The sequence below is a fragment of the Amycolatopsis sp. NPDC104819 genome (assembly GCF_055583145.1).
On the sequence record NZ_JBVJON010000002.1, the window covers coordinates 254,039 to 279,228 of the forward strand.

The following is a 25,190-nucleotide window of genomic DNA, read 5'->3' on the forward strand; positions in this document are numbered from 1 at the left end:
TCAGGACCGGGGCTCGAGGCGCACCACGATGGCCTTCGACACCGGGGTGTTCGACTTCTCCGCCACCGAGTCCAGCGGCACCAGCGCGTTGGCCTCCGGGAAGTACGCCGCCGCGCAGCCGCGGGCCGTCGGGTAGGACACCACGCGGAACTCCGGTGCGCGGCGGTCGCCGTCGCGCCACTCCGAGACCAGGTCGACCAGCGCGCCGTCGGTCAGGCCGAGGGAAGCCAGGTCGTCCGGGTTCACCAGGACCACGCGGCGGGCGTTCTCGATGCCGCGGTAGCGGTCCGACAGCCCGTAGATCGTGGTGTTGTACTGGTCGTGGCTGCGCATCGTCTGCAGCAGCAGCCGGCCCTCGGGCACCTGCGGGTACTCCAGCGGGGACACCGTGAAGTTGCCCTTGCCGTTGGCCGTGCCGGTGAACTCGCGGGAGTCGCGCGGCGCGTGCGGCAGCACGAACCCGTCCGGCTCGCGGACCCGGCGGTTGTAGTCCTCGCAGCCCGGCACGACCCGCGAGATCCGGTCGCGGACCAGGTCGTAGTCGGTCTCGAACGTCCGCCACGGCACGGCGTGCCCGGCGCCGAAGAGCTTTTCCGCGAGCCGGCAGACGATCGCGACCTCCGACAGCAAGTGCTCACTCGCCGGCTTGAGACGGCCGCGGGAGGTGTGCACCTGCGACATCGAGTCCTCGACCGTGACGAACTGCTCGCCGCTCGCTTGGACGTCGCGCTCGGTGCGCCCGAGCGTCGGCAGGACCAGTGCGGTGCGGCCGTGCACCACGTGCGAGCGGTTCAGCTTCGTCGAGACGTGCACGGTGAGCGAGCACGACTCGAGCGCCTTCTCCGTCGCCTCCGTGTCCGGGGTCGCCGACGCGAAGTTGCCGCCGACGGCGAAGAACACCTTGCCGCGGCCGTCGCGCATCGCGCGGATCGAGTCGACCGTGTCGAGGCCGTGTTCGCGCGGGACGTCGATGCCGAACTCGCCGGCGAGGGCGTCCATGAACGACTGCGGCATCTTCTCCCAGATGCCCATCGTCCGGTCGCCCTGGACGTTCGAGTGCCCGCGCACCGGGCACAGCCCCGCGCCCGGCTTGCCGATCATCCCGCGCATCAGCGCCAGGTTCGCGATCTCCGAGATGGTCGGGACGGCGTGCTTGTGCTGCGTCAGGCCCATCGCCCAGCAGTAGATCGTGCGCTCGGAGGTGGCGATCATCCGCGCCACCTTCTCGATCTGCTCCCTCGGCAGCCCGGTCGCGTGCTCGACCTCCGGCCAGTCGATCTCGCGCAGGTGCTTCGTGTAGTCGTCGAAGCCCTCGGTGACCCGCTCGACGAAGTCGCGGTCGACGATCGAGCCGGGCGCCTCCTCGTCCCAGGCCAGCAGCAGGTGCCCGACCGCCTGGAACAGCGCGAGGTCGCCGCCGAGGCGGATCTGGGCGAACTCGTCGGCCAGCGGGGTGCCCTTGCCGACCACCCCGCGGACGTTCTGCGGGTTCTTGAACCGCATCAACCCGGCTTCGGGCAACGGGTTCACGGCGACGACCTGTGCGCCGTGGCCCTTCGCGACCTCGAGCGCCGAGAGCATCCGCGGGTGGTTGGTGCCCGGGTTCTGCCCGACGACGACGATGAGGTCGGCTTGGTGGATGTCGGCCAGGCTCACCGAGCCCTTGCCGATGCCGGTGGTCGCCGCCAGCGCCGCGCCGGAGGACTCGTGGCACATGTTGGAGCAGTCCGGCAGGTTGTTCGTGCCGAACGAGCGCACCATCAGCTGGTAGAGGAACGCGGCTTCGTTGCTGGTGCGGCCCGAGGTGTAGAAGAACGCCTCGTTCGGGTCGGTCAGGGCCTTCAGCTCACCCGCGACCAGCTCGAACGCGTCGTCCCAGGAGATCGGTTCGTAGTGCGACGCGCCTTCGCGCAGCACGAACGGCTCGGTGATCCGGCCCTGCTGGCCCAGCCAGTAGTCGGTCTTCCCGCGCAGCTCCTCGACCGGGTGCGCGGCGAAGAACTCCGGGCCCACGCGCCGCTTCGTGGCTTCTTCGGCGACGGCCTTCGCGCCGTTCTCGCAGAACTCGGCCAGCTTGCGCTTCTCGCCGTCGACCTCACGGGGCTCGGGCCACGCGCACCCGGGGCAGTCGAAGCCTTCCCGCTGGTTCAGCAGCCGCAGCGCCTTGACGGTCCGGCCGGTGCCCATCTGCTCGACGCTGCGCGCGAGGGACACGGCCACGCCGGGGATCCCGGCCGCCCAGCCCTTCGGCTTGCCCACCTCGAGGCGGGCTTCGTCCACGTCCTGCGCCGGCGCTTCACGGGTCATGGGGTCCATCGTGCGCCTCGATGACCGTGCGCGCGAACAGGGGGTGCGTCACACCTTGGCGGCGCGCAGCCCGCGGTCGGCGACGGTGACGGCCAGCAGCAGCACGCTGATGACGACCAGCGCGATCGCCAGCCGGTGCAGGCCGGCCGAATCGGCGTGCGGGCCGTAACACAGCGCGATGAGCGTCGAGGCGACGATCGCGCCGAGGTACTGGGCCGTGCGGAACAGGCCGCTGGCCGTGCCCATCTGCTCGGCGGGCGCCTCGCGGTAGAGCGTCGTCTGGTTCGCGACGCTGGTCAGGCCCTGGGCCAGGCCGAACAGCGCGGCCAGGGCGAGCAGCGCGCCGACCCAGGTGCCGTCGTGCACGAGCAGCAGCAGCGCCGAGCCGCCGAGCAGGGCCACCGCGACGGTGACCAGCCGGGCCTTGATCCCGGACGCGCGTCCCGAAAACGCCGCCGCGCACACCGCCGTGCCGGACATCGGCAGCAGCATCAGCCCGGCGGCCTCCTCCGACAGCTGCCGCGTGGTCTCCAGCCACTGGACGTAGCCGAACATGATCGCGTAGATGGCCATGAAGCTCAGCGCCTGCCGCAGGTAGGTGCGCAGGATCGCGCGGTTGGCCGCGAGCATCCGGAGGTCGAGGAACGGGTCCGCGCGCCGCAGCTCGACCAGCGCGAACGCGATCCCGAGCGCGGCGACGACGGCGAGCAGCCAGACGTCGGCGCCGGGGTTCATCAGGAAGAACAGCAGCGCCAGCAGCGTCGCGGAGAAGAGCGTGATGCCCAGGACGTCGATCGGCTTCGCCGTGCGCGCGCCGCGGTCGTCCTTCGGCACCCACAGCAGCGCCAGGACCAGCGAGAGCCCGGCGAGCGGGATGTTCACCGCGAAGATCGCGGGCCAGCCGAAGAGGCCGATCAGCACCCCGCCGAGCGTCGGGCCGATCACCATCACCGTCTGCGCGGACATGGACAGCACCGACAGCACCCGCGCGGGCACGCCCTGGCCGCTCGCTTCGGCGTGGTGGCGCAGCACGGCCATCGCGGCCGGGAACCCGGCGCACGTGCCGAGGCCCAGGACGACCCGCACCCCGGTCAGCCAGCCGACCGAGAGCGGGATCATGCCGGCGATCCCGGCGATGATCACCAGCGTCGCCCCGCCGAGCAGGACGCGCCGCGCGCCGTAGCGGTCGACCAGCAGGCCGACCACCGGCTGTCCGACCGCGGTGGCCAGGTACAGCGCCGAGATCAGCCACGCGGTCCGGCCGGGGCCGGCGCCGAAGCTCTGCCCGATCGGCACGAGCGCGACGGCGATCAGCGTGGAGTTGATCGGGTTGAGCACCGCGCCGGCCACCAGCGGGGTGACCAGGCGGGCGCCGAACTTGGCGGGTGCGGTGACGGCGCTCGTCAGGACGCTCCTATCTCTTACCGGCCGACGGGGTCTTAGTGTTGAGCGGCGCGCTGAAGCAGCGGCAGCGCCCGCGTGACGGCCTCGAGCTCGGCGGGGGTCAGCTCGTCCAACAGCGCCTGGGCGAGCCATTCGTCGCGGTGCTGGAGGATGCCGCGCACGGTGTCCGTGCCGGCTTCGGACAGGCCGATGACCACGCGGCGCCGGTCGGCCGGGTCGGGGGTGCGGGCGAGGTACCCCAGCTCGTCGAGGACACCGAGGGTGGCGGCCATCGACTGCTGCCGGACGTGCTCGGCCGCGGCCAGCTCACCCTGGGTGGCCGGGCCCTCGCGGTAGAGGCGGTTGAGGGCGGCCGACTGCGACGGGGTCAGGATCCCCGCGTTGTCGACCTGGCGCAGCCGCCGGTGCAGCTGCGCGACCACGCCGCGGAGCCAGCCGGCGGTCTCGGCCACGTGCGCTGGTACTTCGCCCATGCACACAGGTTAACTGTACAGCCCAGACTGTGCATCTGGATGTGACGCACTCCCGGCCGGGAGTGCGCTCGGGTCAGTGGCAGTCGTCGAAGGTCGGCACCGGGTACTTCGGGTCGTAGTAGCCGGGCGCGTCGTGGCCGCCGGTCGACGGGCCGGTCCGCGGGTTCGCGTAGTTCGGCGCCAGCAAGCCCTCGTCGGCGGCGGCGCACCCGACCGACCACGTCGCGCTCTGGCCACCGTCCAGCCACAGTCCGTGGCTCGACTTCGCGACGCTCGAACCGGTGGCGACCACGTACGTCTCGTCCACGCGCAGGAAGCTGACGATCTCGTTCGGGCTGGTCAGCCCCTCGGGGTGGACGTTGTCGAAGGCGTAGGCGACGACGTACTTCGCGTCGACGGCCAGTTCGCCGGGCTTCTCGCCGGCGTGCGCCGTGAGCGTGCCGAACGTGCGGGGGCCCGCGTCGAGCAGGTGGTAGCCGTCGGCGATCTCGGTCAGGTAGGAGTTGAAGCCGGCCTGGTCCTTCGACGGCTTCGCCGCGAGCCGGGGTGTCATCTGCTCGCGCTGGTCCGGGGCGAAGAGCGCGAGGAACGCCTTCGGGTCGTGCGAAAACAGCACGGCCGGGTCGGTGTGGGCCGCGGTGATGGCCTGCCGGGCCCGCGCGTAGGCGTCCGCGACCGCTTCGGCCTTGAACGAGCCGATCGCGGCCGCGGCGGGCGAGGTGATGCCGCCGAGGCCCTTGGTCCAGTCCTGGGCGGGCGTGTTCGCGTACGGGTAAGCCAGGTCGACGTGGGCGAACTGCGCCACCTGGGTCGGGTTGGGCGTCTCCGGGATCGCCTCACGCGCCGGAGGACGGCCGGCCAGCACGATGCCCGCGACGGTCAGGCCGAGGATCGCCACGAAGACGGCGAGGATCCACCAGCGGGTGCGCGGCTTCCGGAAGCCGCGTCCGCGCTGCTGCTTCCGGAGCTGCTTGCGGTCCTTCTTGGCGCCCAGCCAGGCGTCGGTCTGCGCGTGCTTCCGCCACTCCGGGTCCATCAGGTCCGGGTGCGAGTCGAGCAGGTTGTCGTCGTCCACGTGCTTCCCCCAGGGTCGATGCCTGATCATCGACGGCGGGGGGCGAGCGTTACGGGTTCAGCCGAAGAAGACGAACTCGTTGACGCCGACACCCTGGATCTGGTGCACGATGATCGCCGCGGCGACCAGGCCGGCCACCAGGAGCAGGGCGAGCACACCCGGCCAGCGGCTCTGCCCTGGCTGCTGGAACCCGCCCGCGCGGCGCTCCCGCTTGCGGCGCTTCTTCAGCTCCTTCTTCGCGCCCAGCCAGGCGTCCCGCTCGGCGTAGCGCTGCCAGTCCGGGTTCGCCAGGTCCGGGTGCGTCTCCAGGCGCCGGTCGTCCGGATCCTGCGGCTGTTGGGGCTCTGCCATCCCGAGTGCCTTCCCCCTGGGTGACCCGCCGTGACGGGTTCGTAGACTTGTCCATTGTGACCGAGAACGCTCCGCAGCAGACCACCGACCTTCCGGGTGCCTGGGACCCGGCCGCCGAGGAAGCACCGATGTACGACCGCTGGGTAGCGGCCGGGTACTTCACGGCCGACGCCTCGTCGGGGAAGCCGCCGTTCTCGATCGTACTGCCGCCGCCGAACGTGACCGGGTCCCTGCACATGGGCCACGCCCTCAACCACACGTTGATGGACGCGATGAGCCGCCGCCGTCGCATGCAGGGCTACGAGGTGCTGTGGCTGCCGGGCATGGACCACGCGGGCATCGCGACGCAGAACGTCGTCGAGCGCCAGCTGGCCGGCGAGGGCCTTTCCCGCCACGACCTGGGCCGCGAGAAGTTCGTCGAGCGCGTCTGGGAGTGGAAGGCCGAGTACGGCGGCAAGATCCTCGGCCAGATGAAGCGCCTCGGCGACGGCGTCGACTGGTCGCGCGAGCGGTTCACCATGGACGAGAACCTCTCGAAGGCCGTCCAGACGGTGTTCAAGAACTTCTTCGACGAGGGCCTGATCTACCGCGCCGAGCGGATCATCAACTGGTGCCCGCGCTGCCAGACGGCGCTGTCGGACATCGAGGTCGACCACAGCGACGACGACGGCGAGCTCGTCTCGATCCGCTACGGCGACGGCGACACCGCGATCGTGGTGGCCACCACCCGCGCCGAGACGATGCTGGGTGACACCGCGGTCGCCGTCCACCCGGACGACGAGCGGTACGCGCACCTGGTCGGCACCGAGGTCGAGCTGCCGCTGACCGGGCGGCGCATCCCGATCGTGGCCGACAAGCACGTCGACCCCGAGTTCGGCACCGGCGCGGTCAAGGTGACCCCGGCGCACGACCCGAACGACTTCGAGATCGGCCGCCGGCACGACCTGCCGATGCTCACAGTGATGAACGAGAAGGCCGAGATCACGGTGAAGGGTCCCTTCGAGGGCCTCGACCGGTTCGAGGCGCGGCCCGCGGTGGTCGCGGCGCTGCGCGAGCTCGGCCGGATCGTGGCCGAGAAGCGCCCGTACGTGCACGCGGTCGGGCACTGCTCACGCTGCGACACGGTCGTCGAGCCGCGGCTGTCGCTGCAGTGGTGGGTCAAGGTCGAGGAGCTGTCCAAGCTGGCCGGCGACGCGGTCCGCGACGGCCGGACGAAGATCCACCCGGCCGAGCTGGGCAAGCGGTACTTCGACTGGGTCGACAACATGCACGACTGGACGATCTCGCGCCAGCTGTGGTGGGGCCACCGGATCCCGGTGTACTACGGCCCGGACGGCGAAGTGGTGTGCGTCGGCCCGGACGAGCAGCCGCCGACAGGTGAGGGCTGGACGCAGGACCCGGACGTGCTGGACACGTGGTTCTCCTCGGGCCTGTGGCCGATGTCGACGCTGGGGTGGCCCTCGTCTTCTGCCGATTTGGCCAAGTTCTATCCGACCAGTGTGTTGTCGACGGGCTACGACATCCTGTTCTTCTGGGTCGTCCGGATGATGATGTTCGGCGTGCACCAGATGGACGGCAAGCAGCCGTTCGACCACGTCTACCTGCACGGGCTGATCCGCGACGCGCAGGGCAAGAAGATGTCGAAGTCGCGTGGCAACGTGATCGACCCGCTGGAGTGGATGGACGCGTACGGCGCGGACGCCACCCGGTTCACCCTGGCCCGCGGCGCGAACCCGGGCGCGGACATGGCCCTGGCCGACGAGTGGGCGGCCGGTTCCCGCAACTTCTGCACGAAGCTGTGGAACGCCACGAAGTTCGCGATGATGAACGGCGCTTCGGTCGCTTCGCCGTTGCCTGACGCTGCTTCTCTCACGGAGTCCGACCGCTGGATCCTCGGCCGCCTCGGCGCGCTGGTGTCCGAAGTGGACGGCCTGTTCGAGGACTTCCAGTTCGCCAAGGTGGCGGGCGCGCTCTACCAGTTCACGTGGAACGAGCTGTGCGACTGGTACCTGGAGCTGGCGAAGGTCCAGCTGTACCAAGGCGAAGACGCTCGGGTCGCAGCGACGCGGTCGGTGCTGGGCCACGTGCTGGACACGGTGCTGAGGTTGCTGCACCCGTTCATCCCGTTCATCACGGAGAAGCTCTGGACGGCCCTGACCGGCGGTGCGTCGCTGGTGGTCGCGGCCTGGCCGGCACCGTTCGAGGGCTATGCGGACTCTTCCGCGGACGCGCGGATCGCGGACGTCCAGAAGCTGGTGACGGAGATCCGCCGCTTCCGCGCGGACCAGGGGCTCAAGCCGGGCCAGAAGGTGGCGGCCCGCCTGGCGGGCTACTCGGGCGGCCACGAGGAGGCGGTCCGGTCACTGGTCCGGTTGACGGCACCGACAGAGGAGTTCGCGGCGAGCGCGTCCCTCGAGGTCGCACTGGCGGCCGGCGTGGTGACGGTGGAGCTGGACCTGTCAGGCACGGTCGACGTGGCGGCAGAGCGCAAGCGCCTGCAGAAGGACCTGGCGGCGGCTGAGAAGGAGCTGTCCCAGACGGAGGCGAAGCTGGGCAACGAGGCATTCATCGCGAAGGCCCCGGCCCCGGTGATCGACAAGATCAAGCTGCGCAAGGAAACGGCGGTGTCGGACATCGACCGCATCACGGCGAGGCTGGCGGCTCTGCCGGCTTCCTGAGGGTGGTGACGAACGAAGCCCGGCGCTCCTTCGGGAGGGCCGGGCTTTCGTCCGCTCAGACAGGGCGGGCGGCGTCGTAGCATCGCCGCCGCTCCTTCTCCCAGACGTCCTGGTCGTCGAGGCTCGCGTACTCGTCACGCAAGCGCCGGGCGAGAACGTAGAACCCGCTGCTCGGCCGACGGCTGTCCTTGGCCACGACGAGCGCGCTCCACAGCGGTTCGTCCCGGTCCGCGGCCCGGGCGGAAACCTGCTCGAGGAACTGGCCGAGGTGGTGCGGTTGCACGCCGACGCGCCTGCCGAGCGGGACGTAGCCGATCAGGCCCTCGCCCGACGCAACGCCGTACAGGATGTCAGCGATGCGATCCACGCGGTCCATCTGAAAAGTTTGCGGCACGCGGGAGGGGTCGCTGGGGAAGGCCGGCTTGTTACTCGGTCGCTCGCGCCGCTTCGATCAACGCCACCAGCTCCGGAGTCAACCGCCGGTCCGAAGGTGTCGCCAGGTACGTCGGCATCACCGGTGACGGGTCACGCAGCGGCCGGAACGCCACTCCCGGCACCGGCAGCAAGTTGGCGTGCGCGCGGTAGAACACCGTCCAGTGTGGACGGCCGAAGCCCAGCGTTCCCAACGTGTCCTGCGCCGTCGTGAAGTCGGGACCCAGCACCGGCTCGAACCCCGCCGAACGGCAACAAGAAACCACCAGGTCATACAACGGCTGGTTCCGCGAAGGCGGGCTCAACCGCGCCGGCAGGGAAGCCAAAGACGCGAAGGAAACCTCGGCAGAAGCAGCCAGGGGATGTGAAGCGGGCAAAGCCACCATCACCTCGTCTGTCCACAAGGGAGTGAAGTCGAGCCCGGAACCAGGCCAAGAACCCCGCACGATCGTCGCGTCCAAGGAACCGTCGCGGACTCGCTGAAGGCGTTGCGCAGTCGGCGCGTGGAGCAGCTCCAAAGAAGCCGAAGGCGCGAGCGCGGCGAAAGCGCTCAACAACACGTCCAGGCGGTCACCCAGACCCTCGCTCGTGCCCAGCCGAACCAACGACGAGACAGCCCGGAACTCCGCCACCGAATCCGACGCCCGATCGGCCGCCGCCAGGACCGCTCGTGCGTGGGGCAGGAACCGCCGGCCCGCTTCCGACAGCGACACACTCCGCGTCGTCCGGCCGAACAGCGACACTCCCAGCTCCCGCTCCAGCCGCCGGATCTGCTGGCTCACCGCGGGCTGGACGATGTGCAGCCGCTCCGCCGCGCGGCCGAAGTGCAGCTCCTCCGCGACCGCGAGGAAGTAGCGCAGCTGCCGTAGTTCCACCGAAGACCCCATTCATCAGCGTTCGTGATGAGTGTAAGAGCCGGTTGACCCTCGAACCGCGCACGCCCGGAAGCGAGGCTCGAGCCATGCCTTACTTGGACGTCAACCACACCCGGCTCCACTACGAAGACGCCGGCGCCGGACCGGCTCTGCTCTTCCTGCACGGCTGGGGCACCAGCGGCCGCGTCTGGGGGTCGTGCCTGCCCGACCTCGTGCGCGACCACCGCGTCGTCACCTTCGACTGGCGCGGGTGCGGCCGCTCGGACCGCCCGCTCGAGGGCAACACCATCACCGGCCTCACCGCCGACACCGCCGCCGTGATCGAAGCGCTGGACCTCAGGGACGCCGTTGTGGTCGGCTCCTCGCTCGGTGCGACCTTCGCCACCGAACTGGCGCTGTCCCGCCCCGAGCTCGTCGGCGGGGTCGTCGCGGTCGACGGCCCGGCGCACTGGCCGGCCGCCGAGCTGCGGGAAAAGGTCCTCGGCCTGCGGAAGGAGATGGCCGACGACCGGCCGGGGACGCTCGCCGGGTGGGCGCCGCACTGGTTCGCGCCGGGCGCCTCGCCGGCGCTGGTCGACTGGACCGTGCGGCAGCTCGTCGACTCGAGCGTCTACCTCGACGACCTGTTCGTCGAGGTCACCCACCACGACCCGCGGCCGCGGCTGCCGGAGCTGAACGTCCCGATCGCCTACCTGCACGGCGAGCTCGACACCGAGATCCCCCTCGACGTCCCCCGCGAGTGCGCGGCGCTGACCCCCGGCGCCGTGGTGCACGTCATCGCCGGCGCCGGGCACATCCCGCACCAGGAGGCGCCACACGCCTTCACCGCCGCCCTGCGCAGCGTCGTCAAAAACGCCTGAAGGAGCTGACATGCCCCAAGTCCCCGTGACGCTCAAAGGCGGCGAAGCCGTCGTCCACTACGACCGGACCGGCGACGGCCCTGCCCTGCTCCTCCTGCACGGCACCGCCGCCTCCCGCGAGCAGTGGGCCCCGCTGACCGCCCAGGCCCAAGACCGCTTCACCGTCCTGGCCCCGGATTTCTCCGGCTCCGGCTTGACCACCGACCACGGCGGACCGGTCGACGTCGAAGACCTCACCGCGCAGGCCGCGGTCGTGCTCGAGCACGCCGACGTCGACCAAGCCCACGTCGTCGGTCACTCGCTCGGCGCGGTCGTGGCGGCGCAGCTGGCCGGCACGCGGCCCGGCCGGGTGCGGTCGGCGGTGCTGCACGCGGCTTGGCCGGTGACCGACGTCCGGCAGGACGCCGAGTTCCAGTATTGGCTCGACCTGCTCGCGACCGGCACCTTCGCCCGCATGCTCCCGCTGATGGCCTTCGGCCCGCGCTACTGGGACCAGGCCACCGCCGAGAGCAACGAACAGCTGGTCAAGACGCTCGAATCGGTCATCGAGCCCGGCGCCGGACGGCAGGTCGAGGCCGACCGGGCCGTCGACCTGCGGCCGGTGCTCGGCGCCATCACCGCGCCGGTGCTGGTGCTCGGCAGCGCGCACGACCGGGTGGTCACGGCGGAGCAGCAGCGTGCGCTGCTCGCCGCGATCCCGGACGCGCGCGCCGCCTGGATCGACGCGGGGCACGGCGCCCCGGCCGAGCTGCCGGACGAGTTCGCCCGGCTGGTGCTGGACTTCGTCAGCGCACGGACTTGAGCACCACCGCGGCCACGCCCGCCATCCCCGCCTTCAGGGGGTGGTAGGCGGCCGCGACGAACACGTTCTGGTCCTTGCCGTTGATCCACGCCGACCCGCCGCGCGCGCAGGCGTCGTGCCCGCGGGACGGGCCGAACGTGTCGACGAACGTCGTGTCGCCGTCCGCGTCGGCCGCGTCCGAAAGGGCCTGGTTCAGCTCGCGCTCGACCTGGTTCAGCCACGCGTAGTCGCCGTCCGCGAACGGCAGGACGTCCGGGCAGTAGCCGCTTTCCGGCGCGATGCGCGGGTAGCCGACGACCAGCACCCGCGCGCCTGGCGAGCGCTCGTGAACCGCCGCCAGCACCGCCTCGACCCGGGCGCCCGTCTGGGTGATCGCCTTCTGGATCGTGTCGACGCCGTTGGTCGTGAAGTGCTCTTCGCACGGGTTGCCGGTCGGGTCGCTCGCGCGCAGCCCCGGGCACGTCGACACGATGCTGCCGAACACGCCGAAGTCGTTGCCGCCGATGCCCAGGGTGACCAGGTCGGTGTCGACGCGCAGCGCGCCCAGCTGCGGCGGGTTGGTGCCGTTGAACGGGACCGCCTGGGGCCGCGTCATGTTCGTCGTGTCGGCGCCGCCGCAGCTGACGTCGTCGAAGTCGCCGACGTTCAGCGTGTCCGCCAGCACGGACGGGTAGTTCGCCGTCGAGCGGCCGCAGCCGAGCGGGTCGGTCCGCTGGACCGGGATGAACGGGCCCGACGTGTAGGAGTCACCCAGGGCGACGTAGTGGTGGATCCGCGGGGCCGCCGACGCGGCGGTCGCGGTGGTGGTGAGGAGCATGGCTGCCGAGACGACCGCGAGGAGCAGCCGGGTGTTGCGCATGAAGACCCCGTTCTGGTTCCGGAAACACTCCTTCCAGATCTAGCGAGCGCGGGGCGCTTCGGGGCCGGACTTCACCCGCCTGTCGGGTCACCGTCTTCACGTTCACGGTAAGTGACCAGGGTGCGCCAGAACAGCAACGGCCGGACCGTGCTCCCGGGCAGCAGCCGGGCCGACTCGCGCCGCAGCTCGGCCAGCGTCGGGTAGTCGTCGACGACCGGGGCGCGCGGGCCGTCCTCCGCGCCGCCGTTCAGCCGCTCGCCGGCGTAGACGACCAGCCGGGCCAGCGTGTTGACCGGGACCGCCGCGGCCGCCCGCGCCCAGTCCAGCGGCGTGCTCGGCCGCGCCAGGGCGAGCACGACGAGCACCCCGCCCGGCACCAGCGCGCGGCGCAGCTTGGTGAGCGTCCCGGGCGGCATGTGGTGCAGGGACGCCAGGCACGAAACGAAGTCGTAGTGCTGCTCGGGCAGGGCGTCGGTGGTGATGTCGGCCTGCCGGTAGACGATCTTGCCCGGGCCGGGCGACCCCAGGCCCGACGCCGCCTCGACCATCGCCGCCGAGACGTCGACCGCCTCCACCGCCATGCCGGTCGCGGCCAGCCGGCGCGCGAACCGGCCGGTGCCGCACCCGACGTCCAGCGCGATCCCCGGCCCGGGCGGCAGCTGGTCCAGCAGCAGCGGGTGGTAGTGGTCGTTGTGGTTGAACGGCATGGGTCGAGAGTGCCACCTGTCACGCACGTAGACTCGCAAGCAAGTGCCAAAACCCCAGGCCGGAGGAGATTCAGTGCCGCAGGATGAGACAGGTCGCAGGCCGGACCTGTCGGATCTGGACAGCTTCGCGGGCGTCGACGAGCTCGGTGCCGAGGGGTACGAGGACTCGGACGACCACGACCCGGAGCTGGACGCGCGGGACACCGCGTTCGACGTGGGCGGCGGCTCGCGCGGCGGGATCGGCGGCGTCGGCCAGCTCGGCGACAACCTCGCGACCGGCCCGGTGCCCGACCTGAGCGTGCCCGAGGACGCCGAGCTGCACGAGCTCGACGACCAGGGTGAGCCTGAGGTGTACGGCAGCCCGGACGGGCCCGAGGCGCGGCGCGAGCTGATGGCCGTCGAGGCCGAGCTGAACCAGCGCTGGCCGGAGACGAAGATCGAGCCGTCGCTGACCCGCATTTCGGCGCTGACGCAGCTGCTGGGCGAGCCCAACCGGGGTTACCCGGTGCTGCACGTCGCCGGCACGAACGGCAAGGGCTCCACCGCCCGGATGATCGACGCGCTGCTGACCCGGATGGGCCTGCGTGTCGGCCGCTACACGAGCCCGCACCTGCAGCTGGTCACCGAGCGGATCGCGCTCGACGGCCGGCCGATCTCCGCCGCCCGGTACGCGGAGCTGTGGCACGACATCGCGCCGTACGTGGCGATGGTCGACGGCGCGGCCGCGGACGGCGTCGCGATGAGCAAGTTCGAGATCCTCACCGGCATGGCGTTCGCCGCCTTCGCCGACGCGCCGGTCGAGGCCGCGGTGATCGAGGCCGGCCTGGGCGGCGCCTGGGACGCCACGAACGTCGCGGACGCCGACGTCGCGGTCATCACCCCGATCGGCATCGACCACGTCGAGTACCTCGGCCCGGACATCCTCGGCGCGGCGCGCGAGAAGGCGGGCATCATCAAGCCCGGCTCGGTCGCGGTCATCGCCGAGCAGGACCCCGAGGTGCAGAAGGTGCTGCTCGAGCGCGCCGTCGAGGTCGACGCCGCGGTCGCCCGCGCGGGCAGCGAGTTCGGCGTGCTGGAGCGCGAGGTCGCGGTCGGCGGGCAACTGCTGAGGCTGCAGGGCCTCGGCGGGGTGTACGACGAGATCTTCCTGCCGCTGCACGGCGCCCACCAGGCCGCGAATGCCGCCCTCGCGCTGGCCGCCGTCGAGGCGTTCTTCGGTGCGGGCAAGGACAAGCAGCTGGTCCTCGAGGCCGTCCGCGAGGCGTTCGCGGAGGTCGAGACCCCCGGCCGGCTCGAGCGGGTCCGCTCGGCGCCCGCGGTCATGATCGACGCCGCGCACAACCCGCACGGCGCCCGCGCGCTCGCGACGACCGTGGCCGAGGAGTTCGCCTTCCGCCGTCTGGTCGCGGTGGTCGGCGTGATGGCCGAAAAGGACGCTCACGGCATCCTCGACGCGCTGGAGCCGGTGGTGTCCGACATCGTCGTGACGCGCAACTCCTCGCCGCGCGCGATGCCGCTGGAGGAGCTGAACCAGCTGGCGATCTCGGTGTTCGGCGAAGACCGCGTCGTCGCCGAGACGGACCTGGAGACGGCGATCGAAACGGCGATCGCGCTGGTGGAGACCAGCGACGACCCCGAGGAGCCGCTCGCGGGCGGCGGGGTGCTCGTCACCGGATCGGTGGTCACCGTGGGCGAAGCGCGCACCCTGTTCGGGAAGGAGCCGGCATGACGGAAGCGACTCCCAAGCCGAAGGACCCGATGAAGGGCTTCCGCGGCGTGATGTCGGGAACGCTGATCATGGAGGCGATCACGGTCGCCCTCGCGCTGCCGGTGGTCAACAAGCTCGGCGGCGGGATCGGCACCGGCACCGGGTGGACGGTCATCGCGGTGGCCGTCCTGCTCATCGTGACCTGCGGGTTCGTGAAGCGGCCGTGGGCGGTGCCGCTGCTGCTCGCGCTGCAGGTGGTGCTGATCGCGCTGGTGTTCTGGCTGCCCGCGATCGCCGTGCTGGGCGTGATCTTCCTGGCGGTCTGGCTGTGGCTGCTGTGGCTGCGCAAGGACGTCGCCCGCCGGATGGCGGCCGGCACCCTGGCGAGCCAGCAGCAGTCCCAGGCCTAGAGGTAGTCGCCGGTCGCGACGTCGTCGAGCAGGCCCGGCCGGGTCGGCGCCCAGCCGAGCAGCTCGCGGGTGAACCCGCTGCTGACCGGCGCGTCGAAGGCGTAGGCCAGCGCGAAGAACGGGCTGGCGAAGTGCGTCGAGGCCTCCTCGGGGGTGAGTGAGACCGCGGGCAGGCCCAGGCCGCCGGCGATCGTCTCCGCGATGTCCTTGAAGGGGACGTTCTCGGCCGCGCCGTGCAGCACGCTGCCCGCGGGCGCGTCCTCCAGCGCCAGCCGGAACAGGACGGCCGCGTCGAGCCGGTGCACGGCGGGCCACCGGTTGGCGCCGTCGCCGACGTAGGCGGACTTCCCGGTCTTGCGCGCGGTGTTGATGAGCATGGGGATGAAGCCGTGGTCCCCGGGCCCGTGGACCGTCGGCGCGAGCCGGACGACGTTCGCGCGCACTCCCCGGGCGGCGAACTCCAGGCAGGCGCGCTCGCCGGCGATCCGGAAGGCGGCGAGCCCGGCCGTGTCCGGCTCGTCCTTCTCGGTGCTCTCGCGCCCGGCGGGCATGACCAGCGTGCCGGAGGTGCTGACGAATGGCTTGCCGGTGTTCTCCAGCACCGCGCCGAGCGTCTCGATCGCCGTCCGGTCGCGCCGTTCCATGTCGTCCGGATCGGCGAAGTCGCCGCCGAAGGCCATGTGCAGGACCCCGTCGGCGGCTTCGGCGCCGCGACGCAGGCTGTCGAGGTCCTCCAGGGAACCGTGGTGCGGGGTGGCGCCCAGCGCGGTCAGCCGGTCGGCGGCCGCGGCCGAGCGGGCCAGGCCGGTGACGCTGTGGCCGGCCTCGACCAGTTCGGTGACGACGGCCGGGCCGGTGAGGCCCGAACCGCCGGTGACGAAGACGTGCATGGACGTGCTCCCGAGGTAGTGACAGTGACTGACACTACGAACCGTACCTCGTAGTGTCAGTCGCTGTCACTACGGGTACGCTGGCGGGGTGCCACGCAGCGGAGAAGAAGCGCGCCGCCGCCTTCAGCAGGCGGCGCTGGAGCTGTACGCCGAACGCGGGTTCGACCAGACCACCACGGCCGAGATCGCGGCCAGGGCCGGCGTCACCGAGCGCACGTTCTTCCGGCACTTCCCGGACAAGCGCGAAGTGCTCTTCGACGGCGAAGCGACCCTGCGCGCGGACCTGACCCGGTCGGTGGCCGACGCGCGCGACGGGCTCCCGCCGTTGGAAGTCCTGCTGCGGGCCTTCCGGAAGGCCGCGCGGATCATCGAGGGCAACCGGCCGTTCGCCGAGCCGCGGCTCGCGGTCATCGCGGCGACCCCGGCGCTGCGCGAACGCGATCTGGCCAAGGCCGCGGCGATGACCGACGCCCTGGCGGAGGCGCTGCGCGAGCGCGGCGTGGCCGAGCGGCTCGCCGCGCTGGCCGCCCAGACCGGCTGGGCGACCTTCCACCACGCCGTCGTGGCGTGGCTCGAAGACTCCGGGCGCGGCCTGGCGGAGCACCTGACCGAAGCCTTCGACGACCTACGCGTCCTGGCGGCGGAGGCGGGCTGAGCGCCCGCCCCCGCCGGGCACCTCAGCGCAGGACGACGATCCGCAGCGCGGGGGAGCGCAGGATGTCGGGTTCGCAGAAGCGGTCCTTCACCCACTCGCCACGGCTGTAGAGCTTCGTCTGGTCGCTGAAGTACGGCGACTTCGGATTCGCCGACTGCGAATACGTCAGCAGCGTCGAGGAGTCCGGGCACGCGCGCCCGTGGAAGCCGACCACCTGGATGTAGCTGGACCCGTGCGCCACTTCGACGTTTCCGCGCGCCGGATCCCACTGCGTCGTCATCACGTTCAGCACCCCGAGGAAACCCTGCGCGCCGTGGATCGGGATGCGCTCGCCGTTGCGCGTGACGGCCTGGCCGTCATGCAGCCGCGCGTCCGGGGCGAGCCCGGCCGCGCGCAGCTCCACCAGCGCGTCCCCGAACGCCTGCCGGACCCCGGCGTCCGCGGTGTTCAGCGTGTTCGGCGTGGTGAGCGGCGCCTTCGGGTCGAACGGCACGGTGAAGCGCGACAGGTCGGCGAGCCGGGCGGCGAACCGCTGGAACAGCAGCGAACCCCGGCTGTCGAGCGAGTACCGGTGGTCCCACTTCGCCAGCGCGTCACACGCGGGTCCGACCGGCACCGGGCCGCTCGCCGAAGGCGCCTGGCCGCCCGGGAACGACGCGCAGAGCTTCGCCAGATCTGCCGCGGCCAGGTCGGCGACCAGGCTGTGGTCGGCGAAGAGCATCTGTTTCATCGAGTCCGTGGTGAACCCGCCCCGCTCGGCGGTGAGCAGCGCCTCCCGCGTGCGCGGCGAGCGTTCGGTGCCGATGTCCCCGACGATGTGCGGGTACCCGGTGATCGGCGCGCGGGCGTTCGCGAGCCACGCGCTGTCGTTCGCGTTCAGCTCGTAGTCGCGGCGGGTCTGCTGCGGCAGCCGCGAGGGTGCGAAGATCCCCGGTTCGACCGCGCCGGGGTCGGCACCCCAGCCGCACGACGTCTTCGAGCCGTCCAAGATGGACAGTCCGAACGCCGCGAACGTCTGCTGTCCCAGTGTTGTGTTGCACCGGCTCGCCAGCTCGTCGGTGACGTGCGGGACGACCTGGATGTCCGCGTACAGCGCGTTTCCCGCGCGGTCGGTGGCGACGGTGTTGACCCACGGCACGCCCTGCGTGCGGCTCAGCGCCCGGACGACGTCGGCCGTGCTGCGCGACTGGTCGAGCTCGAACCACGTGTTCAGCCCGCGCAGGTTGGTCGCGTTGGCGTCACGCACCGCGTACGCCGACTTTGCCGACCACGGCAGGGGAACACCCTGGAAGTCGCCGATGACCGAGCCGTAGCGCGTCGACCAGAACCGCCGGCTCGCCGGCTTGACCGAGCCGTCGGCCTGGCGGACCTGCACGGTGACGTCCTGGGCGGTCATCTTCTCCGGCTTGCCGTCGACGAGGTAGGTCGTCGGGTCGCCCGCCGTCAGCGGCACCTCGAAGAAGCCGAACGTGACCGGAGTGGACACCGTGTGCGTCCACGCCGCGTCGGCGGTGTGGCCGATCTGGACGAACGGCATCCCGAGCAGGCTCGCGCCGGCGACGTCGAACCGGCCCGGGACGGTCAGCTGGCTCTGCCAGAACCGGCGGCCGGCCTGCCACGGGTAGTGCGGGTTCCCGAGCAGCACGCTGCCCTCGCCCGCCCGGGTCGAGTCCGCGCCGACCGCGATGCCGTTGCTGCCGAGGCCCCCGCCGCCCAGCGCCTGACGCAGGCCCGCCCCGAGCTGCCCGGCGGTGCCCGGCACCGGCGTCGGACCGGAGGGCGGCGCCGTGAACAGGCTTTCGGTGACGACGCCCTGGCCGCCGGTGATCGCGATCGCGTAGTAGTGCCGGTAGAAGTCCAGCTCGGTGATCGGCCGGACCCAGGCGGCGCCGTGGCAGGCCGGGTCGGTGATCCCGGACCGGCCGGTGCGCGCCAGGTAGGCGTTGAACCCCTTGACGTACCCGGAAACGAGCTGCCGCACCTCGGGCCGCGGGCCCTGCGGCGCCGGTGCCGCGGCCAGCCGGTCGACCACCCCCGAGTCGTTGATCCGCTGGAAGAACAGGTCACTGTGGAGGTTGCTGCTCGCGTCGGACAGCGACGGGTAACCGCCGCCCTCCGGGCCGAGGTACTTCGACCGCTGCGCGCTCACCGTGAGATAGATGTTCGCGAGCTCGCAGACGTTGTCGGTCGCCGCCGCGAAGCCGTAGCCGTACCCGAGGCCGTCGAAGTCCTTCGCGACGATGTGCGGGACGCCGTGTTCGGTGTAGCGGAGGACGGCCTTCGCGCCGTCTTCGCCGGCTTCCGCGACACCGGTGCCCAGCGTGGTGATGGTGAGCGCCGCCGTCAGAACCGCCAGGGTTTTCCTGATTGGTCTCATCTGACCCCCTTGTCGTGATCACCACGCTACCGACGGCGAGCCCCGCGGACATGGGGGAAATCCCCCGGGATCCGTTCACCCGCGCGCCATCCGGCGTTGGCCGGGGCGGGATTGAATCCGCGCATGACCGAACCGACCCACCACTCCCGCCGCACGCTGTTCAAAGCCGGTCTGACCGGCGCCGCCGCCAGTCTCGTGCTGCCCTCGACGGCCTTCGCCGCGACACCGCTGGTCCGCCGTGACCGGCCGGTGCTCACCCACGGTGTCCAGTCCGGCGACGTCACGCCCGGGTCCGCGATCGTCTGGTCGCGCGCGGACCGGCCCTCGCGCCTGGTCGTCGAGGTCGCCCGCGACCCGTCGTTCCGGCACGCCCGCCGGATCACCGGCCCCGTCGCCGGCCCGGCCACCGGCGGCACCGGCCAGGTGCGCGTCGCCGGCCTGACGCCCGGCACCGAGTTCCACTACCGCGTCACGGCGGAGTCGCTGGACGGGCGCGCGACCAGCCAGCCCCTGACCGGCCGGTTCGCCACCGCGCCGGTGGGCCGCCGCAACGCCCGGATCCTGTGGTCCGGCGACGTCGTCGGCCAGAACTGGGGGATCAACCCGGCGCTCGGCGGCATGACGATCTTCTCCGCGATGGCCGCCCGGTGCCCGGACCTGTTCCTGCACAGCGGCGACACGGTGTACTCCGACGGCCCGCTGACCGAGACCGTCGCGCTGCCCGGCGGCCGGACCTGGCGCAACGTCATGACGACGGAGAAGGCGAAGGTCGCCGAGACGCTCGAAGAGTTCCGCGGCCAGCACGCCTACAACCGGCTCGACGACAACTTCAAGCGGTTCGTGTCCCAGGTGCCGGCGTACGTTCAGTGGGACGACCACGAAGTCCTCAACAACTGGTACCCGGGCAAGATCCTCGACAACCCGGCCTACACCGAAAAGCGCGTCGACGTGCTCGCGCCGCGGGCGTACCAGGCGTTTCACGAGTGGCACCCGATCGACTCGCGCCGCGCGGTCGACGGGCGGGTCTACCGCAGCTTCACCTACGGCTCCCGCGTCGAGATCTTCGTGCTGGACATGCGGACCTACCGCAACGCCAACACCGCCGACCAGACCAAGCCCGGCTACATCCTCGGCGACCGCCAGGCCCGCTGGCTCGCCGACGCGCTCGGCCGCAGCACGGCGACGTGGAAGATCGTCCAGGCGGACATGCCGCTCGGCCTGGTCGTCCCGGACGGCACCGCGATCGAGGCGGTGGCGAACAACCTGCCGGGCGCGCCCGGCGGCCGCGAGACGGAGCTGGCCTGGGTGCTGCGGGAGATCCAGCGCCGCCGCGTCCGCAACGTCGTCTGGCTGACCGCGGACGTCCACTACACGGCGGCGCACCACTATTCGCCGGACCGCGCGGCCTTCCAGGACTTCGACCCGTTCTGGGAGTTCGTGTCCGGGCCGCTGAACGCGGGCGCGTTCGGACCCAACACGCTCGACCCGACGTTCGGCCCGGAGGCGGTGTTCGTGCACGCCCCGCCGGTCGCGAACACGGCCCCGATCGACGGCTTCCAGCACTTCGGCGAGCTGAACGTCGACGGCGCGAGCGGCGACCTGACCGTCGACCTGCGGGACGCCACCGGCGCGTCGCTGTGGTCGAAGAAGCTGCACCCGCAGGGCCGCTGAACAGGGTCGGCTACGCTCACGCGCACCGACACTTACCCGCAATAAGGAGCAAAACCGTCGTGACTGAACGCACGCTGGTCCTGGTCAAGCCCGATGGCGTCGCGCGCGGCCTCGTCGGCGAGGTCATCTCGCGGATCGAGCGCAAGGGCCTCAAGCTCGTCGCCCTCGAGCTGCGCACCGTGCCCCAGGCCCTGGCCGAAGAGCACTACGCCGAGCACAAGGAGCGTTCGTTCTTCGGCGACCTGCTCGAGTTCATCACGTCGGGCCCGCTGGTCGCGCTCGCGGTCGAGGGCCCGCGCGCCATCCCGGCCTTCCGGCAGCTGGCCGGCGGCACCGACCCGGTCGAGAAGGCCACCCCGGGCACGATCCGCGGCGACTTCGCGCTGGAGACCCAGTTCAACCTGGTCCACGGCTCGGACTCGCCGGAGTCGGCCGAGCGCGAGCTGAAGCTCTGGTTCCCCGACCTGTGACCGGCGCCGGGGCCACGCCCGCGCGTGGCCCCGGTTCTCCCCAGGAGCACCCGTGACGACGATGCCGTTCCCGGCCCGCGACTACCTCCCCGTGCTGCGGGAGCTGACCGGCGGGTTCACCGAGGTGCTGCGCACCGCCGACCCGGCCGCGCCGGTCGTGGACTGCGGCGCGTGGACGCTGGCCGACCTCGGCACGCACCTCGGGAACGTCCACCGCTGGGCCACCTCGATCGTCACGACCGGGCAGGCGCAGCGGCAGAGCTTCGCCGACGGCCCGGGTGGCGATCCGGCGTCCTGGTACGCCGAAACCGCGCGAGGGCTCTTGGCCGCGCTGGAAGCCGCGGACCCCGGCGACCAGTGCTGGCACTTCGGCGGCGCCGAGAAGACCAAGGCGTTCTGGTACCGCCGCCAGGTCCACGAAACCGCCGTCCACCTCGCTGACGCGCGCGCCGCCGCGGGCGCGGGCTTCGCGCTCGACCCGGCCGTGGCCGCCGACGGCGTCGACGAGGTCCTCGCCGTCATGCTTCCCCGCGTCACGCGCTGGCACCCTTCGCCGCGGCTGCCCGGGCCCGTGACGCTGCGTGCGACCGACACCGGCGACGTCTGGACCGTCCACCCCGGCGAGCCGCCCGCGCTGGGCCCGGCCGACGGCGACGCCGCGAGCGTCGAAGCTCCCGCGCTGGACCTCCTGCTGCGGCTGTGGAAGCGCACCGGCCCGGCTCCGCGTGCCGAGGGCGCCGCCGCGGCCGCGCTGCTCGAAGCACCGCTGACTCCCTGACGCTGTTCTAGACCATTCAGGCGGCGTTCACCGGGAAGCCCTTCCGCCGGACGTGCCGCTGCGCTGTGCTGGTCCGGCTCACTCTCACTCGATACTGGGGTACCTGGTGAAGAAGTCCCGCATCGCGCTGCCGCTGCTCGCCTTGTTCGCGACGGCGTTCGCCGTCCCCGCCCACGCCGACCCGCTCGAGGCGCCGCTCGGCACGCCGCCGGTCGAGGCCGCGCCCGCCGCGTCCTCGGACCACCAGGGGCCGGCCACCTTCGCCGCGGCGGACCCGGACGACGGGCTCGTCACCGGCAGCGCAACCACGGAGGTCGCGCCCGGGCTCGACCTCACCCAGTTCGACCGGTTCGACCCGGCGGGCTGGATCCGCGGTGACACCCTCGCCGTCGACCTGGGCAGCAAGGTCCTCAAGCCGACGTACCTCAGCCCGGGCACGGTTTCCGCGCGCACGCCGCTTTCGCAGCAGGTCGCGCGGGCGGGCGCGGTCGCCGGGGTGAACGGCGACTTCTTCGACATCAACGCCACCGGCGCGCCGATCGGCGTCGGCATCGACCGCGGGCAGCTGCAGACCGCGCCCGCCGCCGGGCACAACCTCACCGCGTCGATCACCGAGGAGGGAAAGGCGCGCCTGGCTTCGGTCTTCCTCGAAGCGAACGTGACGCTGCCGGGCGGCGCGGTGAAGGCGACCAACTTCAACAGCCCGGTCCTCGACCGCGACGCGATCGGCGTCTACACCCCGCTGTGGGGCGCCTCGGCCCGCGCGACGTCGGTGGCCGGAGCGGCTCGTGTCGTCGAGGTCGAACTGCGTGGCGGCGTGGTCACCGACGTCCGCGCCGCGCCCGCGTCCGGTCCGATCGCGGCGAGGAGCACGGTCCTGCTGGCCCGCGAAGCCGGCGCGGACGCCCTCGCCGCGCTGAAGCCGGGTGACGCGGTCGGCGTCACGTACGCGCCGCGCACGGACGCCGGGAAGATCGCGGTCGCGGTGGGCGGCAACGAAGTCCTGCTCCGGGACGGAGTCGTGCAGCCCGTCGACAACGTCGCCATGCACCCGCGGACCGCGGTCGGCTTCTCCGCCGACGGCCGCCGGCTGTGGCTGGCCACTGTGGACGGTCGCCAGGCCGACAGCCGGGGCATGACCGAGCTGGAACTGGCGCGCCACATGAAGAGCCTCGGCGCCGACGACGCCATCAACCTCGACGGCGGCGGCTCGTCGACACTGCTCGCGCGCAACGAGGGCGAAGCCGCGCCGAGCATCCGCAACGCCCCCTCCGACGGCGGGGAACGCCTGGTGCCCAACGGAATCGGCTTCGCGACGGTGCCCGGCAGCGGGCGCCTCACCGGGTTCGCCCCGGCCCCCGCGGTCGCGACGGCCGACGCGAACCGCGTCCTGGCCGGCCTGACCCGGCACCTGGTCGCCGACGGCCACGACGAGACCGGCGCCGCGGTCGCCGCCGATCCGCGCTGGAGCACCTCCGACCTCCGGCGGGCCACCGTCACGCGCGGGGTCGTCACCGGCCACGGCGCGGGCGAGGTCGACGTCGTCGCGAAGTCCGGCCGCGCGTCCGGCAAGACCACGCTTTCGGTGCTGGGCAAGCCGGTCCGGCTCGGCACGAGCACCGAGCAGGTCGCGCTGTCCGGCGCCGGCGCGAAGAGCACGTTCAAGGTCTACGGCTACGACGCCGACGGGTACGGCACCTGGCTGGAGCCCGACGACGTCAAGCTGGACTACGACCACGCCGTGGTGAAGATCGAACCGGCGGGTGACGGGTATGCGGTCACGGCGTTGACCGCGTCCGGGGCCTCCGCGATCACCGCGACCGCCGCGGGCTTCACGACGCACCTGGCCGCTTCGGTCGGCACCGTGCCGCAGGTCGCGTCGCCGCTGGACGGCACCGCGGGCTGGGCCGCGACGGTGTTCCCGGCGGTCGTCGGCGCGGCGCTGTCGGCCGCGCCCGGCCGTGACGGCGGCGCCGGTCTCGCGCTGGACTACCGGCTCACCGGCACGACCGCCACGCGCGCGGCCTACGTGACGCCGTCGGCGCCGCTGCCGGTGCCGTCCGGCACGCAGAAGATCGGCCTGTGGGTCAATGGCGACGGCAAGGGCGCCTGGCTGCGGGCGGAGCTGCGCGACGCGGCGAACGTCGCGTCCATTGTGGACTTGTCGCTGAGCGTCGACTGGACGGGCTGGCGCTACGTCACGGCGGCGGTTCCGGCCGGGCTGCCCGACGGTCAGCGGCTGGCGCGCTTCTACGCCGTCGAGAACGTGCCGGACCAGCAGTACGAAGGCCACCTCGTGTTCGACGACCTCACCTTCGAGGTGGCGCCGACGGCGACGGTGCCCGCGGACCCGGCGCCGCACGACCCGGCGCTGGTCACCGACGGAACCCTGACCGGCGGCCTGCGGGTCGCCGTCGTCAGCGACGCCCAGTTCACCGCGGACGACCCGGCCGGCCCGCTGGTCGCGCAGGCCCGCCGTGCCCTCCGGGAAGCCGTCGCGGCGAAGCCGGACCTGGTGCTGATCAACGGCGACTTCGTCGACCGCGGCACTCCGCCCGACTTCGTGCTGGCGAAGCAGGTCATCACCGAGGAGCTCGACGGCAAGGTGCCCTGGTACTACGTGCCGGGCAACCACGAAGCCGAAGGCGGCAACGGGCTCGCCAACTTCCAGGCCGTCTTCGGGGTGACGCACCAGGTCGTCGACGTGCACGGCATCCGGCTGGTGCTGATGGACTCTTCGCGCGGCTCGCTGCGGGCGGGCGGGTTCGACCAGATCCGGATGCTGCGCTCGGCGCTCGACTCGGCCGCGCGCGATCGGTCGGTGCGCGGTGTCGTCGTCGCCATGCATCACCCGGTGAAGGACCCGAGCCCGACCGGGAACTCCCAGCTCGGCGACCGGAAGGAAGCCACGCTGCTGACCCAGTGGCTGACCGGGTTCGAGCAGGCGTCCGGCAAGCCGGCCGGCTCGATCGCCTCGCACGCGGGCGTCTTCTCGCTCTCGCGTGTGGACGGCGTGCCGTACCTGGTCAACGGCAACTCGGGCAAGGCCCCGGCGGCCGCGCCCGGCGACGGCGGGTTCGTCGGCTGGACGCTCGTGCGCGTCGACCCGGCCGACCACGCGCAGCCGGTGCGCTTCGAGACGCGGCCGAACGTCGACTCGCTGACGCTGTCCGGGCCTTCCTCGCTGAACCGCGGTGACCGCGCCGAGGTGCGGGCGACCCTGCGCCAGGGCACCTGGGACGTGCCGGTGTCCTACCCGGTGAGCGCGGACTGGACGGTCGGCTGGGGCGTCGTCGCGTTCGACCCGGCGTCCGGGGTCCTGACGGCGCTGCGCCCGGGTGTCGCGCGGCTCTCGGTGACGGTCAACGGGGTGACGCGGACGCTGGTGGTGACCGTCCGCGGCTAGGG

Annotated in this window: 21 protein-coding genes; 10 read left to right on the forward strand and 11 right to left on the reverse strand. The window is 72.1% G+C overall.

The window, feature by feature from the left end:
• The 5 genes from ACZ63E_RS06045 to ACZ63E_RS06065 form a co-directional block, all read right to left on the reverse strand.
• Entirely contained in the window at positions 1-2,307 is a 2,307-nt protein-coding gene (locus ACZ63E_RS06045; RefSeq protein ID WP_465334725.1) for an FdhF/YdeP family oxidoreductase, read from the reverse strand.
• A 48-nt stretch (positions 2,308-2,355) separates the two neighbouring features.
• Complete coding sequence (locus ACZ63E_RS06050; RefSeq protein ID WP_465334727.1) at positions 2,356-3,657, reverse strand: MFS transporter; 1,302 nt, start codon at positions 3,655-3,657, stop codon at positions 2,356-2,358.
• Positions 3,658-3,746: 89 nt separating this feature from the next.
• Positions 3,747-4,184 (reverse strand): MarR family winged helix-turn-helix transcriptional regulator, encoded by a 438-nt coding sequence (locus tag ACZ63E_RS06055; RefSeq protein WP_465334729.1) that lies wholly within the window; start codon positions 4,182-4,184, stop codon positions 3,747-3,749.
• 73 nt (positions 4,185-4,257) lie between these two features.
• Positions 4,258-5,259, reverse strand: coding sequence for a hypothetical protein (locus ACZ63E_RS06060; protein ID WP_465334731.1), 1,002 nt, complete (start codon positions 5,257-5,259; stop codon positions 4,258-4,260).
• A 57-nt stretch (positions 5,260-5,316) separates the two neighbouring features.
• Entirely contained in the window at positions 5,317-5,610 is a 294-nt protein-coding gene (locus ACZ63E_RS06065) for a hypothetical protein (protein ID WP_465334733.1), read from the reverse strand.
• 56 nt (positions 5,611-5,666) lie between these two features.
• Between ACZ63E_RS06065 and ACZ63E_RS06070 the strand changes: the two genes are divergently transcribed.
• Positions 5,667-8,288, forward strand: coding sequence for a valine--tRNA ligase (locus ACZ63E_RS06070; protein ID WP_465334735.1), 2,622 nt, complete (start codon positions 5,667-5,669; stop codon positions 8,286-8,288).
• 55 nt (positions 8,289-8,343) lie between these two features.
• On the opposite strand, the gene ACZ63E_RS06075 is transcribed toward ACZ63E_RS06070, so the two are convergent.
• Together ACZ63E_RS06075 and ACZ63E_RS06080 are read right to left on the reverse strand one after the other, a co-directional pair.
• A complete protein-coding gene (locus ACZ63E_RS06075) occupies positions 8,344-8,655 on the reverse strand; it encodes a hypothetical protein (RefSeq protein ID WP_465334737.1) in 312 nt (103 codons plus the stop codon).
• A 58-nt stretch (positions 8,656-8,713) separates the two neighbouring features.
• A complete protein-coding gene (locus tag ACZ63E_RS06080) occupies positions 8,714-9,595 on the reverse strand; it encodes a LysR family transcriptional regulator (protein ID WP_465334739.1) in 882 nt (293 codons plus the stop codon).
• Between the two features lie 86 nt (positions 9,596-9,681).
• On the opposite strand from ACZ63E_RS06080, the gene ACZ63E_RS06085 reads away from it, so the two are divergent.
• Both ACZ63E_RS06085 and ACZ63E_RS06090 read left to right on the forward strand, forming a co-directional pair.
• On the forward strand, positions 9,682-10,455 hold the full coding sequence (locus tag ACZ63E_RS06085; protein WP_465334741.1) for an alpha/beta fold hydrolase: 774 nt from the start codon (positions 9,682-9,684) through the stop codon (positions 10,453-10,455).
• A 10-nt stretch (positions 10,456-10,465) separates the two neighbouring features.
• Positions 10,466-11,257, forward strand: a complete 792-nt coding sequence (locus ACZ63E_RS06090) for an alpha/beta fold hydrolase (RefSeq protein ID WP_465334743.1) — start codon at positions 10,466-10,468, stop codon at positions 11,255-11,257.
• Here ACZ63E_RS06090 and ACZ63E_RS06095 read toward each other — a convergent pair.
• Both ACZ63E_RS06095 and ACZ63E_RS06100 read right to left on the reverse strand, forming a co-directional pair.
• Positions 11,241-12,116 (reverse strand): SGNH/GDSL hydrolase family protein, encoded by an 876-nt coding sequence (locus ACZ63E_RS06095; protein WP_465334745.1) that lies wholly within the window; start codon positions 12,114-12,116, stop codon positions 11,241-11,243. The genes ACZ63E_RS06090 and ACZ63E_RS06095 overlap by 17 nt on opposite strands.
• 71 nt (positions 12,117-12,187) lie before the next feature.
• Complete coding sequence (locus ACZ63E_RS06100) at positions 12,188-12,823, reverse strand: class I SAM-dependent methyltransferase (RefSeq protein ID WP_465334747.1); 636 nt, start codon at positions 12,821-12,823, stop codon at positions 12,188-12,190.
• A gap of 73 nt (positions 12,824-12,896) precedes the next feature.
• Between ACZ63E_RS06100 and folC the strand changes: the two genes are divergently transcribed.
• Positions 12,897-14,552 (forward strand): bifunctional tetrahydrofolate synthase/dihydrofolate synthase, encoded by a 1,656-nt coding sequence (gene folC, locus ACZ63E_RS06105; protein WP_465334749.1) that lies wholly within the window; start codon positions 12,897-12,899, stop codon positions 14,550-14,552.
• The gene (locus tag ACZ63E_RS06110; RefSeq protein ID WP_465334751.1) at positions 14,549-14,941 is read left to right on the forward strand and encodes a DUF4233 domain-containing protein; all 393 of its coding nucleotides are present in this window, start codon (positions 14,549-14,551) and stop codon (positions 14,939-14,941) included. The genes folC and ACZ63E_RS06110 overlap by 4 nt, the downstream gene beginning before the upstream one ends.
• Here ACZ63E_RS06110 and ACZ63E_RS06115 read toward each other — a convergent pair.
• Positions 14,938-15,831 carry an SDR family oxidoreductase gene (locus tag ACZ63E_RS06115; protein WP_465334753.1) on the reverse strand — a complete coding sequence of 298 codons (894 nt, stop codon included), beginning with the start codon at positions 15,829-15,831 and terminating at the stop codon, positions 14,938-14,940. The genes ACZ63E_RS06110 and ACZ63E_RS06115 overlap by 4 nt on opposite strands.
• Before the next feature lie 88 nt (positions 15,832-15,919).
• On the opposite strand from ACZ63E_RS06115, the gene ACZ63E_RS06120 reads away from it, so the two are divergent.
• The gene (locus ACZ63E_RS06120) at positions 15,920-16,486 is read left to right on the forward strand and encodes a TetR family transcriptional regulator (RefSeq protein ID WP_465334755.1); all 567 of its coding nucleotides are present in this window, start codon (positions 15,920-15,922) and stop codon (positions 16,484-16,486) included.
• 22 nt (positions 16,487-16,508) lie between these two features.
• Here the strand turns inward: ACZ63E_RS06120 and ACZ63E_RS06125 are convergent, their stop codons facing one another.
• Complete coding sequence (locus ACZ63E_RS06125; protein WP_465334757.1) at positions 16,509-18,863, reverse strand: penicillin acylase family protein; 2,355 nt, start codon at positions 18,861-18,863, stop codon at positions 16,509-16,511.
• Between the two features lie 123 nt (positions 18,864-18,986).
• On the opposite strand from ACZ63E_RS06125, the gene ACZ63E_RS06130 reads away from it, so the two are divergent.
• From ACZ63E_RS06130 to ACZ63E_RS06145, 4 genes are all read left to right on the forward strand, one after another.
• Entirely contained in the window at positions 18,987-20,534 is a 1,548-nt protein-coding gene (locus tag ACZ63E_RS06130) for an alkaline phosphatase D family protein (protein ID WP_465334759.1), read from the forward strand.
• Positions 20,535-20,593: 59 nt separating this feature from the next.
• Complete coding sequence (ndk, locus tag ACZ63E_RS06135; RefSeq protein ID WP_465313130.1) at positions 20,594-21,004, forward strand: nucleoside-diphosphate kinase; 411 nt, start codon at positions 20,594-20,596, stop codon at positions 21,002-21,004.
• Between the two features lie 52 nt (positions 21,005-21,056).
• Positions 21,057-21,782 (forward strand): maleylpyruvate isomerase family mycothiol-dependent enzyme, encoded by a 726-nt coding sequence (locus ACZ63E_RS06140; protein ID WP_465334761.1) that lies wholly within the window; start codon positions 21,057-21,059, stop codon positions 21,780-21,782.
• A gap of 106 nt (positions 21,783-21,888) precedes the next feature.
• On the forward strand, positions 21,889-25,188 hold the full coding sequence (locus ACZ63E_RS06145) for a phosphodiester glycosidase family protein (protein WP_465334763.1): 3,300 nt from the start codon (positions 21,889-21,891) through the stop codon (positions 25,186-25,188).
• Positions 25,189-25,190: the final 2 nt, after the last annotated feature.

What these genes read in the sequence shown, in the direction of transcription:
- ACZ63E_RS06045 (WP_465334725.1), bottom strand. Translation starts at nt 2,307, where the DNA reads ATGACCCGTGAAGCGCCGGCGCAGGACGTGGACGAAGCCCGCCTCGAG.
- ACZ63E_RS06055 (WP_465334729.1), bottom strand. Translation starts at nt 4,184, where the DNA reads ATGGGCGAAGTACCAGCGCACGTGGCCGAGACCGCCGGCTGGCTCCGC.
- ACZ63E_RS06065 (WP_465334733.1), bottom strand. Translation starts at nt 5,610, where the DNA reads ATGGCAGAGCCCCAACAGCCGCAGGATCCGGACGACCGGCGCCTGGAG.
- ACZ63E_RS06085 (WP_465334741.1), top strand. Translation starts at nt 9,682, where the DNA reads ATGCCTTACTTGGACGTCAACCACACCCGGCTCCACTACGAAGACGCC.
- ACZ63E_RS06090 (WP_465334743.1), top strand. Translation starts at nt 10,466, where the DNA reads ATGCCCCAAGTCCCCGTGACGCTCAAAGGCGGCGAAGCCGTCGTCCAC.
- ACZ63E_RS06095 (WP_465334745.1), bottom strand. Translation starts at nt 12,116, where the DNA reads ATGCGCAACACCCGGCTGCTCCTCGCGGTCGTCTCGGCAGCCATGCTC.
- ACZ63E_RS06100 (WP_465334747.1), bottom strand. Translation starts at nt 12,823, where the DNA reads ATGCCGTTCAACCACAACGACCACTACCACCCGCTGCTGCTGGACCAG.
- ACZ63E_RS06110 (WP_465334751.1), top strand. Translation starts at nt 14,549, where the DNA reads ATGACGGAAGCGACTCCCAAGCCGAAGGACCCGATGAAGGGCTTCCGC.
- ACZ63E_RS06115 (WP_465334753.1), bottom strand. Translation starts at nt 15,831, where the DNA reads ATGCACGTCTTCGTCACCGGCGGTTCGGGCCTCACCGGCCCGGCCGTC.
- ACZ63E_RS06125 (WP_465334757.1), bottom strand. Translation starts at nt 18,863, where the DNA reads ATGAGACCAATCAGGAAAACCCTGGCGGTTCTGACGGCGGCGCTCACC.
- ACZ63E_RS06130 (WP_465334759.1), top strand. Translation starts at nt 18,987, where the DNA reads ATGACCGAACCGACCCACCACTCCCGCCGCACGCTGTTCAAAGCCGGT.